Source organism: Bacillus sp. ISL-34 (assembly GCF_018613325.1).
Classification (GTDB): Bacteria; Bacillota; Bacilli; order Bacillales; family DSM-1321; genus Peribacillus.
In genome coordinates, this window is sequence record NZ_JAGGQJ010000030.1 from 1 (window position 1) to 15,883 (window position 15,883).

At 42.5% G+C, this 15,883-nt stretch carries 13 protein-coding genes; 2 read left to right on the top strand and 11 right to left on the bottom strand.

Features of this window, described 5'->3' with window-relative positions; all coding sequences use genetic code 11:
* The first annotated feature begins 230 nt into the window (after positions 1 to 230).
* Positions 231 to 764 carry a YceI family protein gene (locus J7E52_RS20120; RefSeq protein ID WP_214750223.1) on the top strand — a complete coding sequence of 178 codons (534 nt, stop codon included), beginning with the start codon at positions 231 to 233 and terminating at the stop codon, positions 762 to 764.
* Positions 765 to 819: 55 nt separating this feature from the next.
* Here J7E52_RS20120 and J7E52_RS20125 read toward each other — a convergent pair whose 3' ends face one another.
* Positions 820 to 1,875, bottom strand: coding sequence for a FecCD family ABC transporter permease (locus tag J7E52_RS20125; protein ID WP_214750224.1), 1,056 nt, complete (start codon positions 1,873 to 1,875; stop codon positions 820 to 822).
* A complete protein-coding gene (locus J7E52_RS20130; protein WP_214750225.1) occupies positions 1,872 to 2,876 on the bottom strand; it encodes a FecCD family ABC transporter permease in 1,005 nt (334 codons plus the stop codon). Before J7E52_RS20130 ends, J7E52_RS20125 begins: the two co-directional genes overlap by 4 nt.
* A gap of 180 nt (positions 2,877 to 3,056) precedes the next feature.
* Here J7E52_RS20130 and J7E52_RS20135 point away from each other — a divergent pair, with 180 nt between their 5' ends.
* Positions 3,057 to 4,046, top strand: a complete 990-nt coding sequence (locus J7E52_RS20135) for an ABC transporter substrate-binding protein (protein WP_214750226.1) — start codon at positions 3,057 to 3,059, stop codon at positions 4,044 to 4,046.
* A gap of 74 nt (positions 4,047 to 4,120) precedes the next feature.
* On the opposite strand, the gene J7E52_RS20140 is transcribed toward J7E52_RS20135, so the two are convergent.
* The 9 genes from J7E52_RS20140 to secA form a co-directional block, all read right to left on the bottom strand.
* Positions 4,121 to 5,314 carry a PDZ domain-containing protein gene (locus J7E52_RS20140; protein ID WP_214750227.1) on the bottom strand — a complete coding sequence of 398 codons (1,194 nt, stop codon included), beginning with the start codon at positions 5,312 to 5,314 and terminating at the stop codon, positions 4,121 to 4,123.
* 213 nt (positions 5,315 to 5,527) lie between these two features.
* Positions 5,528 to 6,952 carry a S41 family peptidase gene (locus J7E52_RS20145; RefSeq protein WP_214750228.1) on the bottom strand — a complete coding sequence of 475 codons (1,425 nt, stop codon included), beginning with the start codon at positions 6,950 to 6,952 and terminating at the stop codon, positions 5,528 to 5,530.
* A gap of 139 nt (positions 6,953 to 7,091) precedes the next feature.
* Positions 7,092 to 8,462, bottom strand: coding sequence for a murein hydrolase activator EnvC family protein (locus tag J7E52_RS20150; protein WP_214750229.1), 1,371 nt, complete (start codon positions 8,460 to 8,462; stop codon positions 7,092 to 7,094).
* Positions 8,463 to 8,550: 88 nt separating this feature from the next.
* Positions 8,551 to 9,444, bottom strand: coding sequence for a permease-like cell division protein FtsX (gene ftsX, locus J7E52_RS20155; protein WP_214750230.1), 894 nt, complete (start codon positions 9,442 to 9,444; stop codon positions 8,551 to 8,553).
* On the bottom strand, positions 9,434 to 10,120 hold the full coding sequence (gene ftsE, locus J7E52_RS20160; RefSeq protein WP_061141190.1) for a cell division ATP-binding protein FtsE: 687 nt from the start codon (positions 10,118 to 10,120) through the stop codon (positions 9,434 to 9,436). Before ftsE ends, ftsX begins: the two co-directional genes overlap by 11 nt.
* Positions 10,121 to 10,413: 293 nt before the next feature.
* The gene (cccB, locus tag J7E52_RS20165) at positions 10,414 to 10,755 is read right to left on the bottom strand and encodes a cytochrome c551 (protein WP_214750231.1); all 342 of its coding nucleotides are present in this window, start codon (positions 10,753 to 10,755) and stop codon (positions 10,414 to 10,416) included.
* Positions 10,756 to 10,804: 49 nt separating this feature from the next.
* On the bottom strand, positions 10,805 to 11,668 hold the full coding sequence (locus tag J7E52_RS20170) for a YitT family protein (RefSeq protein WP_214750232.1): 864 nt from the start codon (positions 11,666 to 11,668) through the stop codon (positions 10,805 to 10,807).
* A 155-nt stretch (positions 11,669 to 11,823) separates the two neighbouring features.
* Positions 11,824 to 12,922, bottom strand: a protein-coding gene (gene prfB / locus J7E52_RS20175; protein ID WP_286197944.1) for a peptide chain release factor 2 whose coding sequence is annotated in 2 segments (ribosomal slippage) — positions 11,824 to 12,858 and positions 12,860 to 12,922 — 1,098 coding nt in all. Because the reading frame shifts where the segments join, the coding sequence is not laid out codon by codon here.
* Between the two features lie 152 nt (positions 12,923 to 13,074).
* The gene (gene secA / locus J7E52_RS20180) at positions 13,075 to 15,588 is read right to left on the bottom strand and encodes a preprotein translocase subunit SecA (RefSeq protein ID WP_214750234.1); all 2,514 of its coding nucleotides are present in this window, start codon (positions 15,586 to 15,588) and stop codon (positions 13,075 to 13,077) included.
* Between the last annotated feature and the right edge of the window lie 295 nt (positions 15,589 to 15,883).

Genomic DNA, 15,883 nt, shown 5'->3' on the forward strand with positions numbered 1-15,883 from the left:
ACGTTCGAGGTTTTATAAACCTTCATAAAAACTGAGACAAACTTGATTTCATGGAGTTTGTCTACAGTCTGAAACCCTGTGCACCATAAATGCACAGGGTTTTTCATATTTTCAAAATTAAGGAAAACTTTCAGTTGACACTATTGCTTCCACCTCTTATAATTACATTAAGTTAAGACATCTCAAATTAAAGATATATAAATTCAAGATTAATAATTGGAGGAATAACCATGACAAATACAAAATGGACAGTCGACCCGACTCACAGTACTATTGAATTTTCCGTAAAACATATGATGATCGCTAAAGTAAAAGGAAGTTTTAATAAGTTCGAAGCAAGCATTCTAGCTAACCCATTGGATCTAACAACAGCAGAAATCGATTTTACCGTTGATGTGGCCAGTATTGACACACGCAATGCAGACCGGGATAATCACTTGCGTTCCGCTGACTTCTTTGATGTAGAAAAAAATCCTACATTAACATTCAAATCAACAAAAATTGTGAAAACGGATGAAGATGAATACGATGTAACTGGAAATGTGACTCTTAATGGAATCACACAAGAAGAAACTTTCAACATTACCTTCGAAGGCCAAGGGAAAGATCCATGGGGAAATGAAAAAGCAGGCTTTAGCGGAAAAGGGAAAGTCAAACGCAGTGATTATGGTCTAACCTATAACGCTGCATTGGAAACAGGCGGCGTACTGATCGGCGATCAAATCACGCTAACCATCGAAATCGAAGTTTCTAAAGAAGCTTAATTAAGAAAGAAGCAGCCATCCCCAGGATGGCTGCTTCTTTCTACATTTACCGGATTTACGAATTCCTCGTTTTATAAAGTAAATAAATGAAGTATGGTGCCCCGATGCTCGCTGTGAAGACACCAGCCGGTATTTCCAAAGGTGAGAATAGGGTCCGTCCAATCAAATCCGCCACCATAACCAGGATGCCACCAAGCAAAGCCGAAGTGGGCAGTAACACTCCAAAACTCGAACCAACCAGCCTTCTGGCCATGTGGGGTGCCATTAATCCCACAAATCCTATTCCTCCGGCAAAAGCTGTGGAACCGCCAATCAAAGCCGTACTGATCATCAATAATGTAAACCGCTGTTTCTGAACATGTCCCCCAAGCCCCGTTGCAAGGTCATCGCCTAGCTCCTGTAAATTAATATTTCTGGCATACAGGATGGCAATTAACAGGAATAGAATCGTCCATGGTGCCAGTACAGCAATATTATTCCAGGTGGAGTTAGACACTGACCCCGTGATCCAAAGGTTTGCCTGGCTCGCTTGAAAAACTGGGCCAAGAATCATCATCATCGTAGTGAGTGCCTTCATTAAAGCCATCACCCCAATCCCGATCAACACAAGCCTTATCGGGGGAACTCCATTTTTCCAGGCTAAGGAATAAACAAGTAAGGCCACCACTGTCGCCCCAATGAATGCAGCTAACGGCAGCCAATTGATGCTCACCGTCAATGAATGATTCTTATCGCTAAAAATGGCCAAGAATCCAACGACCGCTACAGTCGCTCCTCCCGTTATCCCCAAGATATCAGGCGAAGCAAGTGGATTTCGAATCATCCCTTGAAGGATTCCTCCAGCTACAGCAAGGCCCATCCCTACCAACAGGGCAACAATTATTCTAGGCAGGCGGAAAGATTGGATAATAAGCCGATCGCTCTCCGTCCCCCCTCCGATAAAGACCTGGAGGACACTTAGCGGATTTATATTCATTTCACCCACACCAGTACTGATCACAAACACTAGTGAAGTGACTAAAAATAATATGAAAATCACGATCACAGCTTTTTTATCCACCAAGAATGATATTTTTTCATTAAATAAACGAAAGCTCTTATATGACTTCATCGACCGCTGAACCCCTTTCTGGCAATATAAATAAAGAATGGGGTTCCGATTATGGCTGTCATGACTCCAACCGGAACTTCTCGAGGCATCAGGATATACCTGGATATGACATCGGCTGCAATCAAAAGCACCGCCCCGAAAAGTCCAGAGAAGGGAATCAGCCAGCGATGATCGATGCCTACTATAGAACGGGTAAGATGCGGAACGACGATTCCTATAAAGCCAATCGGACCGGCAACCGCCACTGATCCGCCAGCGAGCAGGATGATTGCCAGCCCCAGAACAAGCTTTAGGAAAACTATATTCAATCCAAGGCCTTTTGCAACATCTTCACCCATGGACAACACATTCATTTTACCGGACATGATCAAGGCAAGGCCCCAACCTGTGACAAGATAAGGCAGGACGGCAACTAAATTATCCAGACTTCTACCGGAAACGGACCCGGCAAGCCAGAATAGGACTTGCTCTAAAAGGGCCTCATTAGAAACAAGAAGACCTTGTGTAAGCGAAGCTACCATGGCCGTCATGGCTGCACCAGCCAATGTCAGCTTCATCGGTGTCAAGCCGCCGCGTCCCATGCTTCCAATCATAAATATGCTTATCGCGGCTATGGCGGCACCTATGAAAGACAGCCATGTAAATACTTGAAGATTGCTTATCCCAAAAACGGTGACCCCAGTGACAACCGCCAATCCCGCCCCGGCGTTGACCCCGAATATATCCGGAGAGGCCAGGGGGTTTTTAGTTAGCGTTTGCATTAACACCCCCGAAATGGCCAAACTTGCACCGATAGCCGAAGCGATCAGGGCCCGCGGAAGTCTGACTGATTGAATCACAATGTGTTCATTCGTCCCATTGAAATGGCTAAAAGCATCGATGGCCATTTTCCATGTTGTATCTGTATAACCGTATACAATGCTTGAGCACAGTAAAAACAGCAGCAAAAGAATGGTAATGAACAGCCCCATCCATTTCTGCCATGAATTTTTTAATAACATATCCAGTTACCTTTCCAATCACGTTTGTATAGTAATATTTTACTGGTGTTAACAGGATTATGTCAACGAATTTGAGAATCATTTTCAATTATATATTGACAGAAAAGTATATTCATTTTATGATGATGCTGTTAAGTGCGAATGATTATCATTTGCTGAAAAATTGGGAGGGATACATAGATGTTTAGATTCAAGTCATTATTAACGATTTTTACAATATTTGCAGTCTTCCTTCTAGCAGCTTGCGGGAATTCGGATGAGAAAGCCGATGGAAATAAAGCTGAAGACAAGAAAGAAGAGAAAAGCTACACAATTGAGCATGCCATGGGCACTGCAGAGTTGAAAGAAACTCCTAAAAGAGTGGTCGTTCTAACAAATGAAGGCACTGAAGCATTGCTTGCTTTAGGAATTAAACCTGTTGGTGCCGTTCAATCATGGCTTGGTGAGCCTTGGTACGACCATATTAAAGATGATATGGATGGGGTAGAAGTTGTTGGTGTAGAACATGAAGTTAACTTAGAAAAAATCGCATCACTGAAGCCTGACTTGATTATCGGAAGCAAGATACGCCAAGAAGCTGTTTATGATAAATTAAATGCGATTGCCCCTACCGTTTTCTCTGAAACGCTAAGAGGAGATTGGAAAGAAAACTTTAAACTATATGCAAAAGCCTTGAACCTTGAAGAAAAAGGTAACGATGTAATTGCAGAATTCGATAAAAACACAGAAGATCTTAAAGCTAAATTGGGTGATAAAGTAAATCAAGAAGTTTCCATTGTCCGTTTCATGGCTGGAACTACTCGTATTTATTACACTGATTCATTCTCTGGAGTGATTTTCGATCAATTAGGATTTAAACGTGCAGAACAACAGAAGGAACTTTTCACTGCAGATAATAAATTAGGCAACCTTGCCATCGAGGTTGGGAAAGAAGTCATCCCTAAAATGGATGGAGATATTCTCTTCTACTTCACTTACGCTCCTGAAGGGGACAAACAAGCCCTAAGCACAGCAAAAGAATGGACGAATGATCCACTTTGGAAAAACCTTGATGCAGTCAAAAATGGAAATGCCCATGAGGTTAGCGACGCAACATGGAATACAGCTGGCGGAGTAATTGCAGCTAATAAAATGCTGGAAGATATAGAAAAGATCATGCTTGAAAAGTAATAACACGTTTCTATTGAAAAAGGCCTTTCTCGATATAATTCGAGAAAGGCTTTTTATTCTATATTAATGTGTCATTAACCCACTTGTCCGCTTTCCTTCAATTGATCGTCAACGAACAAGATGCCCAATTCATAATGCTCCCCGTCAAAAAGAGCTCTTTGCACAAAACGAATCTGTTCATTATTATCGATGACTTCAAGCTTGCAATGTGCCCGGTTTATTTGGAGCGCCCTGTATAACTCTTCTTCTTCCCTGACGACGACCCCATTTATTTTCGAAATGACCTCGCCTTTTAGCAACCCCATTTTATCTGCCGGAGATTGAGGGATAACGCCTAAGATCTGGACACCGAGCTTACTTTTCGAAAAATAAAAAGGAAGCTTTTGATCCATTGCCTTTTGGGAGTAATGCAGGAATTCACGACCCAAGATTGCTAAAACGGCCGTTATGATTGCCAATGGGGGGTACCAGTAACCAACTGCCGCCAATATTGTAATCACAATTCCCAATGCCCCTACCTTTTTGCCTTGCGCCTTAATTGCCAATTCCGGGAGCGTCCCATGAACTTTTTGCTTAAAGCCGATTAAAATGGGCAGTACGATCGGCGACAGGGACATGTCCCCGATTGAAAAAACCGGGTACCATTCGAAAGGTACTGGAAGTTGTCCTCCAGGAACCATAACGAACATGGGAATTAGCCAGATTCGCTGTGAAACATACACACCTATCGGCTGCCCCCTCTTGGATACCTCCAACTGAGGAGAGACGTTTTTACTACCGTTGCCAACAATCAAAAACCCTTCAGCAATCAGTAATAACCCTATTAAAATGACAAGTGTCGGATATACGGACCGATCGAGCTGATTAAAGGCATCCTGAAATAACGTAAGCTTGATATCTCTATCATATAAAAAGAAAAGGATAAAGAAGGTGAGCCCCACTGTATAAACGGGGGAAACAAACCTCCTTTTCATGGTTAGCATGGACAAAATCGTAACCACTGCCATGATGAACAGCGACGCCATGGGAATGGCGAGTCCAGTAGCCAGCGTAAGGAATGAGAGGATCAATCCCCATATCAATCCTTGGGGTAACATGGAACGCAGCTCCATGGAAAAACTGTAGATCTTCGTATTAAAATCATGGCGTTCCCGTTTAACGCGAAGATAGCCGATGAATAAACAATAGGCAATCGAAACATAAAGCAAAGGATGAAGGAAGAGTTTTCCTAATCCCATTAAGCATGCTATCAGCCAATCCGTTGTCAATTTCTTTCCACCATCCTCAAAAGTAATCAAAATTTTGTCAAATTTCGTTCTGGTCAGTTACCTCCTATTCTATCAAAAATGTAGCCTCCATGCCTATTAAGATGCAGAAAAAGTAGCTTTATCTTAAGTTTTCCCTATACTGCCTCCATGTTCGCAGGCGGGGCTCGATTAAATGCAAAAGAGGCACCGCCCCAAGGGAACGATGCCATCAAGTTATTTCACTAAATAATTCAAAGCCGTACGTAACTGAATATCATTATCTTCATCCTGGATCTTTTCCAGAATGGCGGATTCCAGATGTGCTGCGGTTTTAGCGTCCAGCTTACCAGTCACTTCCAGGCCAAATTGTTTTTGGAATGCCTTTACTGCGATTTCTGTACTCCAATCATAATATCCATCCTCACGGCCCGGTTCAAATCCAAGTCCTTTCAGAATGCTTTGGGCATACTGGATTTGTTCATCATTCATATCCCGCTGCATCACCTTCTCAATGGCCAGCTGATGTGCATCAAAATACTCCGGTTGTTTCACTTTGATTGTCGGTTCGATCCCTTTTTTATGGATCCAGTTCCCTGAAGGCGTCAGCCACTTATATAACGTAAGTTTAATCTTACTGCCATCACCCATTGGTACAGCTTGCTGTACTGTGCCTTTCCCGAAGGTCTTCTCGCCAACCAATGGATACCCTCCGGCCTCTTTCATCGCTCCGGCCAGGATTTCCGAGGCTGAGGCGCTGCCTTTATCCGTCAAGACGGCAATGGGATAACTTTTCGCTTTCTTAAGGCTAGTAAAAAACGATTGTGTTTCCCCCGTTCTTTCTGCGATTTGCAAATAGGGCTTGTCTTTTGTGATAAACTCGCCAAGAATCGTTTCAACACTAGAAAGAAGGCCACCTGGATTGCCGCGTACATCTATGACCAAGCCCTTGATATCATTCTTTTCCAACTCTTTCATCTGCTTTTTGAAATCAGACGCAGTATTTTCCGAGAATGTGGTCAACTCGATATAACCGATTTGTTCTCCGGCAACTTCCTTAATTGATGAAAATACGGTATCCAACGGAATTTCGGCACGCACCATATTGAATTCAAGTGGATTGTCCACCCCTGCCCGCTTTATTTCCATTTTGACGGGAGACCCTTTTTTGCCGCGGATTTTCAGGCGTGTTTCATACAGATCCAAACCTTCTACACTTTCACCATTCACCTTAAGGATTTGATCTTTCGGCTTTAATCCAGCTTTTTCAGCAGGCGAATCTTTGTAAGGAGAAACAATTATGACCTTACCATCTTCCATTCCGATTTCAGTCCCGATCCCTTCAAAAGAGGAGTCCAGGGTTTCATTGAATTGCTTGGCGGTCTCCTTGTCCATATATACGGAATAAGGATCTTTCAGCGCTGACAGCATGCCTTGGATGGCACCCTCCACCAGGTTGGAGCCGTCCACCTGTTCTACATACTGACTTACGATCAAACCGTAAGCTTGTTCCACTTTTGCCCATTCCTTATCCTTCGTTATTTCTTGGCTTTCATCCTTTGCTTCATTCTTAGCCGGGAGGGTTGTCCAATATATGCCCCCCACTGCTCCAATGGCTAGTGACATGATGATTACTAGAGGAAGTACCCATTTTTTGACCATATTTATCCCCATTTCTGACCTGATATGTATTTCACTATATGAGGCAATTGGAAAGAATATGCTTATAGAAAATGGTGACACCACAAAAAAACAGACAAGGAATTTATCCTGGTCTGTTTTTCCGTTGATATATTGGGTATTAATTAGGTATATAGTTTAATGGATTAACAGCATTTGACTTGCTATAATTCCATGGGCCTTTATGTAGCTCAAAGTGTAAATGCTGACCGTAGGAATGTCCTGTGTTACCCATGAGGCCGATTTGTTGACCTTTGGCGACTACAGCACCTTCGCTTGCTTGTCTGGAACTTAAATGTGCATACACAGTAGTCCATTGCTGACCGCCGATCGAATGGGTAACGAAGATGACGTTACCGTATGAACTTGAGAAGTAAGAACGGCTTACGACTCCGTCGGCAGCAGCCACAATTGGAACCGTCCCACTAGCGGCGATATCGATGCCGGCATGCTGTTTATTCCAACGTTCACCCATTGTTGAAGATACATATCCTGCACTTGGTCTAGTGAAAGTACCCGATGATACAGCTGGCGCTTGACTTACATTAGACGAAACGTGTGAAGATGATGATGAACTGTTGCTTTTTGCACTATATCCTGAAGAAGTGGATTGTTTTTTTGATTCGGATGCTTGTGATGCTGCTTGTGCAGCTTCTTGCTCTGCACGTTTTTTCGCTTCGGCTGCCGCCTTTTTACGGGCTGCTTCCAATTCCGCAAGACGTTGATGCTCTAAGTTGATGGCCGATTTGATCGCCTTTTCTTGAGCGGCAAGATTCGCTTTTTCTTCCTCTAGACCCATCTTCTCATGTTCATGCTTTTCAGTTTGTTGCTTTAATTTTTTAACTAAAGCATCCTTTTCTTGCTTCTGCTGTTTTTGTTGCTTTTGAATTTCCAATAGTTCAGCTTTTGCCACTTCTAAACTGGCAAGCTTCGTTTCAACGGCTTTTTGCTTTTCTTCCAGCTCTTTTTTATCCAGCTCATGCTGCTTTAAGATATCGCGGTCCGCTTCAGCGATTGTCGCTACAGCTCCGACACGGTCAACTAAATCTCCAAAACTGGATGATCCGAATAATACTTCAAGGTAGTTCACGTCCCCGCCAGTCTCCTGAAAAGAAAGTGCCCTTTCCTTCAATACTTCATTACGTTTGGCGATCCGCTCTTTTAATACTTTAATCTCTTCTTTCAATGCCTCGATTTCTTTTTTCGTTTGTGTAATTTCAGCATTTTTAGCATCGATTTTTTTTGCGGACTCTGCAATTTTCGCTTCAATGGCAGCGATTTGATCTTCTGCTGTCATTTGCTTATCCTGCAGGTTATCGATTTTCTTTTCCGTTTCGGAAATATTCGATTCAACACCCGAACGTTTATCCTGGATGGACTCTTTCTGTTTTTCTAAATCCGAAATCGACTCAGCATAAACCGAAGGTGCCGCTAGAATGCTTCCCAACCCGATCATGATGGAGGCATTCATGGCAATGATATTTTTTTTCACGTTTCATTTCCCCTTTCAATCCCGTTACATCCGTACCTTGTAACGTCTCTCTATCTGGCTTCTTTTGGCTTTCGAGTAAACAACACTTTTATACTTTCAAGAACTTCCTGACGGACATCAAGCTGCCCCATATCCCGATAACGGCACCAATTACGATGAGGATGGCCGAAACTTGATAAATAAACGGATTTGCAGGCAAGAAATCAATGAATTTTAACGTGATCTGCGGTGCTGCATATTTATATAGATTGTAGTAGAGTACTGCTATCAGACCTATCGGAATGATGGAACCGAGGACTCCCAACCACAGTCCCTCCAAGAAGAATGGCCAACGGATGAACGTATTCGTCGCCCCTACCAACCTCATGATCTCAATTTCTTTTCTTCTGGCTACAATGGTAATTTTAATCGTATTCGAAATCAGGAACATTGCAGTAAATAGTAAGCCTACAATAAGAACGATCCCTATGTTTCTAGCAATATTAACAAAACTGAATAGTTTCTCGACATAGCCTTGTCCATATTTAACACTTTGGATATACTCCAAACCTTCGATTTTTTTTGCCACCTTGATGACATCTTGCGGAGATTTCGTTTTGATAACATAAACGTCCCTTAATGGGTTATCTTGTTCAAATGGTTTAAAAGCCTCACCATTATCTCCTAAATCATCTATTAAATTAGTAAGCTCTTCATCTTTTGGAGAGAAAATCACTGATTCAATGCCGTTCATCTCCGTAATTTGCTTACCGATAGCTTTTATATCGTCATCATTCGCCGCATTATCTATATGTGCACGAACTTCGACATCTTTCTCCACATTTCCCGCGATATGATTTAAATTCATCATGAGCACTAAAAAGACGCCAACCAATGTTAGAGTGACCGTTACTGCACTGACTGAAGCAAACGTCATCCATCCATTACGGCCAATATTTTTAAAACTTTCACGGAAGTGACGGAGCAATGTTCTAAATTTCATATCCGTAATCACCTCGATGTTCATCGCGAACTATTTTTCCACTTTCAATGGCAATGACACGTCGTTTAATATTGTTGACTATGTCCCTATTATGAGTGGCCATGACAAGCGTAGTTCCGCGTTTATTAATTTCTTCAAATATGTTCATGATTTCCCATGATGTTTCGGGATCAAGATTACCTGTAGGCTCGTCGGCTATGACTACCTTAGGGTCATTGACGATCGAACGGGCTATTGCAACCCTTTGCTGCTCCCCACCGGATAACTCGGAAGGCAGCATCCTCGCTTTATGTTTAATGCCAACCAGATCGAGAACTTCCATGACTCTCTTTTTGATTTCTTCTGGTTCCTTTTCAATAACTTCCATGGCAAAAGCAACATTTTCATATGCAGTGAATGTTTGAAGGAGTTTAAAATCTTGGAATACCATACCGATATTACGGCGGAATAGAGGAACTTTCGAATTGCGGATACTTGGCAGGCTAAGGCCATTGACCAAGATATTACCGCTTGTAGGCTTTTCTTCCCTATACATCATTTTGATGAAGGTCGATTTTCCGGCACCGCTCGGACCCACTACATAAACGAACTCGCCTGGCTTTATTTTCACATTGATTCCATTAATGGCAATTACGCCATTGGGATATGTCTTTTTCACATCTATCATTTCTATCATTCTAAAACCACCTAATTTGCTTGGATTATCACTATGTACCAACAGCTTTTTCGACAATTTTCACTGAAATCTGACAGGAATCTCTCTTACTTGAGCACAGAAACATTATAACATCATATTTTGTCAAATTAAGCATAAAAAATATTACAGTTTCATTTCAGTTAGACATATATCAACATCTATGTAATAATTCCAGGATTTGATTGCTTGATAAGGGATTAAATGTGAGTTGTTTCGAGGTTTTAAAGAGGCTAAATGAAACGTCCTGCTAAAGCAGGACGTTTCGTCGATCATTACTTATGTTCAGCAAGCCACTCAGCGACCATGCTCGCTTCCTTGCCCTGGATTATACCTTTTGGCATTCCACCTTGGCCATTCGCAATGACTTTTTCGATGTCTTCTTTCGAAAGCTTGGAACCGACCTTCGTTAAATTCGGTCCCACGCCGCCTTCTAGATTAACCGCATGACAACTTGAGCATTTGTTTTCATAAATTTTAGCGGCATCACCGGCACCTGCCGTAGTCGTTTCATTATTTTCACTTGCAGGCTCTTTATCTGCAGCATCATCGTTCCCACCGCATGCAGCCAAGGCCAAAGAAGTACCCAAAACTAAGGCTAACCATTTCACTTTCATCGAATTTACCCCCTCTGATTTATACCAGCACAAGAACATTATACCAATTTCAATCCAGTTTAAAACCCTCCCCGAGTACCTCCGATGCGTCCATTACAATTACAAAAGCTTTAGGGTCAACGAGTTTCACCAATTGTTTCAATTTGGTGAATTCCGACTGGTCTATTACGCACATCAAAATTGGACGAGTATCATCCGTATAGCCGCCATACCCGGATACGCCTGTTACACCCCGGTCAAGCTCATGTATGATAGCATCCCTTACTTCCATTTCTTTATTCGTGATAATTAGTGACATCTTCGACCGGTTCAATCCAATCTGGACAAGGTCGATCGTCTTGCTTGTCACATATAATCCTATTAATGCATAAAGCCCTTTTTCAATATCAAAAACAATGGCAGCACTTAAAACGATGATTCCATCAATGACTGCCACACAGGTCCCTAATGACAGATGGGTATACTTATGGAAAATCTGTGCCGCCAAATCGGTCCCCCCTGTGGAGCCCTTCCCGCGAAAGACGATCCCAAGCCCAAGTCCGACCATCATCCCCCCGCAAATCGAACCAAGCAATGCATCATTCGTCCATGCATCCCAACCCTTTGTCAGAAATACCACTAAAGGCAGAAACAAGGTTCCAATCAGGCTTTTGGCTCCGAAATGTCTTCCAAGGATAATAAGCCCCGCAATGAACAAAGGGATATTAAAACCCCAAAGAACGTAGGCTGGCTCCCAACCGAGAGTTGAATCGAGAATCGTGCTAATCCCGCTGACCCCGCCAGATGCAACCTGGTTTGGCAGTAAGAATACATTAAAACCAATGGCAATTATAGCCGAACCGATAATCACCAATCCATATTCCATTAACTTTTGAATTAAGGGATGCTTTTGCTCCCGGTATCTTTTCCTCATTCTGCATAAGTCTCCTCGAACCATCATTATTATCTAGTATTGGCCGAACGAAGTAGAGCATCCCTTTTCAATCCTGTAAATGTCAGCCAGAGGATATGTTAAAAAGGAAATCATAAAAAAAGCCGGACCGGGGAAACCGGTCCGACTGGCTGATCTTATAGTTTTGAACGCAAGTACGCATCAATGAACATATCTATATCCCCATCCATGACAGCTCCCAGGTTTCCGGTCTCTGCACTAGTACGGTGATCTTTAACCATGGAATACGGGTGGAAAACATAAGAACGAATTTGGCTTCCCCAGCCAATTTCCTTTTGCTCACCACGGATTTCATCCAAATCCGCTTGTTGCTGCTCAATTTCACGTTGATACAATTTGGCTTTCAGCATATTCATGGCTTGGGCCTTGTTTTTGATTTGAGATCTCTCGTTTTGGCACGTTACCACGGTGTTCGTAGGTATATGGGTAATCCGGACTGCGGAGTCCGTTGTATTGATATGCTGACCACCTGCACCACTTGCCCGGTACGTATCGACTTTCAAATCTTCCGTGCGTATTTCTATATTGATCGTCTCATCGAATTCCGGCATGACTTCACACGAAACGAATGAAGTATGGCGTCGTCCTGAGGAATCGAAAGGAGAAATACGGACAAGACGGTGTACTCCTTTTTCCGCTTTCAAATAACCATAGGCATTATGGCCTTTGAAAATTAAAGTGACACTCTTGATTCCAGCTTCATCACCTGGAAGGTAATCAAGGGTTTCCACTTTAAAGCCTCTTTTTTCACCCCATCTTGTATACATACGAAGCAGCATGGAACCCCAATCCTGGGACTCCGTTCCGCCTGCACCAGGATGCAGTTCAAGAATGGCATTTTTCGAGTCATATTCTTCACTTAGTAAAAGTTGAAGTTCAAAGTCATTCATCTTTTGTGCAAGAACCGTGATTTCTTCTTCCAGCTCAGCTAAAAGTTCTTGATCATTTTCCTCTTTCACTAATTCATATGTCAAATCCAAATTTTCATATGATTCATTCAGGTCGGACAATTGATTGACTTGTTCTTTCAAAGCATTCGTTTCATTGATGACAGTTTGTGCTTTTTGCTGATCATTCCAAAAATCGGGATGTGTCATCTCATTTTCAAGCTGTGCGATTCGTGCCTCTTTTTCATCTAAGTCAAAGAGACCCCCTAAAGTCCGTTAATCGTTGCGCTGTCCGTTCAAGTTCATTTCTTATTTCTGCTAATTCCATTTCTCTTCACCTCATTAAGTATGTTAAAAAAAATCCCTGAAGAGGGATTCCCTTCATTACAAATAAACCTCTTCAAACTATATGCAAACTAAACATGAAAAGAGGCGGCAAGCCTTACACTTAACCGTCCCATAATCATTATACACCTAACTTCAGCCTAAATTGCCATGGCAATTCTTATATTTTTTACCGCTGCCGCATGGGCATAACGCGTTTCGGCCAACGTCTTCCTTTTTGCGGGCAGGGGCTTTTTTCACTTTCCCCCCGTCTTCTTCCTTCGGATTGACCGCTTGTCCTTTAATGACTTCCTTCCGCTCCAAATTGTTGCGGATTTCAGCCTTCATGATGTATTTGGCGACTTCATCTTCCATCGAAGCAATCATGGCTTCAAACATTGCGAAACCTTCTGATTGATATTCACGAAGCGGGTCGATCTGGCCATATGCACGAAGGTGGATCCCTTGGCGCAATTGCTCCATAGCATCAATATGGTCCATCCACTTACTATCGACTGCACGAAGAACGATTACTTTTTCGAATTCACGCATTTGTTCTTCAGATAGCTCTTCTTCTTTTTGGTCATAGCTTTCTTTCACTTTTGCTAAAATGTACTCAACCAATTCCGATTCATTTTTTCCTTCCAAATCAGCTACAGTGATTGAACCTTCATTGAATAGGTTACCATTCAGGTAATCGACAAGGCCTTGTAAATTCCAGCCTTCCTCATCGCCCATTGGTGCAAACGCGACAACATTTCGCTGGATGGATGCCGTAATCATCGTTTCGACGATTTCACGTAAGTTTTCACTTTCCATGACATCGAAACGCTGTTTATATATAATTTCCCGTTGTTGACGGAGAACATCGTCATACTGCAGTAATTGCTTACGTGAATCGAAGTTATTGCCTTCGACCCGTTTCTGTGCGGATTCAACGGCCCTTGTCACCATTTTGCTTTGAATTGGCTGGGAATCATCCATACCAAGGCGTGCCATCATGTTTTTCATGTTATCCGAACCGAAGCGGCGCATCAATTCATCTTCCATTGATAAATAGAATTGAGTGACCCCTGGGTCTCCCTGACGGCCGGACCGACCACGTAGCTGGTTATCTATACGTCTGCTTTCATGACGTTCCGTGCCAATGACGGCAAGGCCCCCAAGCTCCTTGACACCTTCGCCAAGCTTGATATCCGTACCGCGCCCTGCCATGTTCGTAGCAATCGTAACTGAACCTTGATTACCTGCATTCGCAATGATTTCCGCTTCACGCTCGTGGTTCTTTGCATTCAAAACATCGTGAGGGATTCCTTTTTTGGATAAATAGGCAGATATGACTTCAGATGTTTCGATGGCAACCGTACCGACAAGCACAGGCTGACCTTTTGTATAACGTTCGGCGATGTCTTCCACAACAGCCTTGAATTTCCCATCAGTTGTCGCGTATATAAGATCTGCCCTGTCGTCCCTGATGATATTCCTGTTTGTCGGGATCGCAATGACATTCATATTATAGATGTTGCGGAATTCCTCTTCTTCCGTTTTGGCTGTACCGGTCATACCTGAAAGTTTTTCATACATCCTGAAATAGTTCTGGAACGTAATCGTCGCAAGAGTCATACTTTCATTTTGAATTTCAAGTCCTTCTTTCGCTTCGATCGCCTGATGGAGACCTTCACTGTAACGGCGGCCTTTCATCAAACGGCCAGTGAATTGGTCAACGATGACTATCTCGCCTTCCTGGACCACATAATCCACATCCAAATGCATGGAAACATGCGCCTTTAACGCCTGATTGATATGATGATTCAAAGTAACGTGATTAATATCGAACAGATTATCGATATTAAACGCTTTTTCAGCCCGATTCATCCCATCTTCCGTCAGTTGAACACCTTTTGTCTTTTCATCATATGTGTAGTCCGTTTCTTTTTTTAAGGTTCTCACAAACGCATTGGCCTGGATATAAAGCTGAGCCGATTTTTGTGCGGAACCGGAAATGATCAATGGCGTTCTCGCCTCATCGATCAAAATCGAATCGACCTCATCAATGACAGCGAAGTGCAGCGGGCGCTGTACCATTTGTTCTTTATATAACACCATATTGTCACGAAGATAATCAAAACCTAACTCATTATTCGTACTGTAAGTAATGTCCGCATTGTACGCCGCCTGCTTTTCTTCTTTAGAATGACTGTTCAAATTCAATCCCACGGTCAAACCAAGGAAATCATACAATACACCCATCTCGGTGGCATCACGGTGTGCCAAGTATTCATTGACAGTAACGACATGTACACCTTTACCGGTAAGCGCGTTTAAATAAACCGGCATGGTGGATGTTAAGGTTTTACCTTCCCCTGTTTTCATCTCGGAGATATTTCCATCATGAAGAGATGCCCCACCCATGATTTGAACACGGTAAGGATATAAGCCCAGAGCACGCTTTGCCCCTTCACGTGCAACCGCAAAAGCCTCGACAAGCAAATCATCAACGGTTTCCCCATTTTGATAACGCTCTTTAAACTCACCTGTTTTGGCACGCAGCTGCTCATCCGATAACGCCGCCGTCTCATCAGCCAGCGCTTCAACCTGATCGGCGATTTTTTCTAAACGTTTGATTTCTCGCTTATTCGGATCAAAAACTTTATTTAATATATTAAGCATTCAATAACGCTCCTCTATTATGGTAATGATCGTTCAATGACAAAATTCATATAAGTAAGAAGAAACACATCTTCTATTATTACTAATGCACGCTTAATTTTACCACTTCTATCATAGAGGTACAACTTCATGTCACTTACCTGGTATAGACCTGAATGCAATTCTTGCGAAAAACAATGGATAAATGAGGAGTAAAACTGTTAAAATAGAAGGAAGTATAAAAAATATGTTGCAAACTCCCCACTATTCCATGTGCAAATGAGAATTATCCATAACCTTCCATCACTAGATGCTG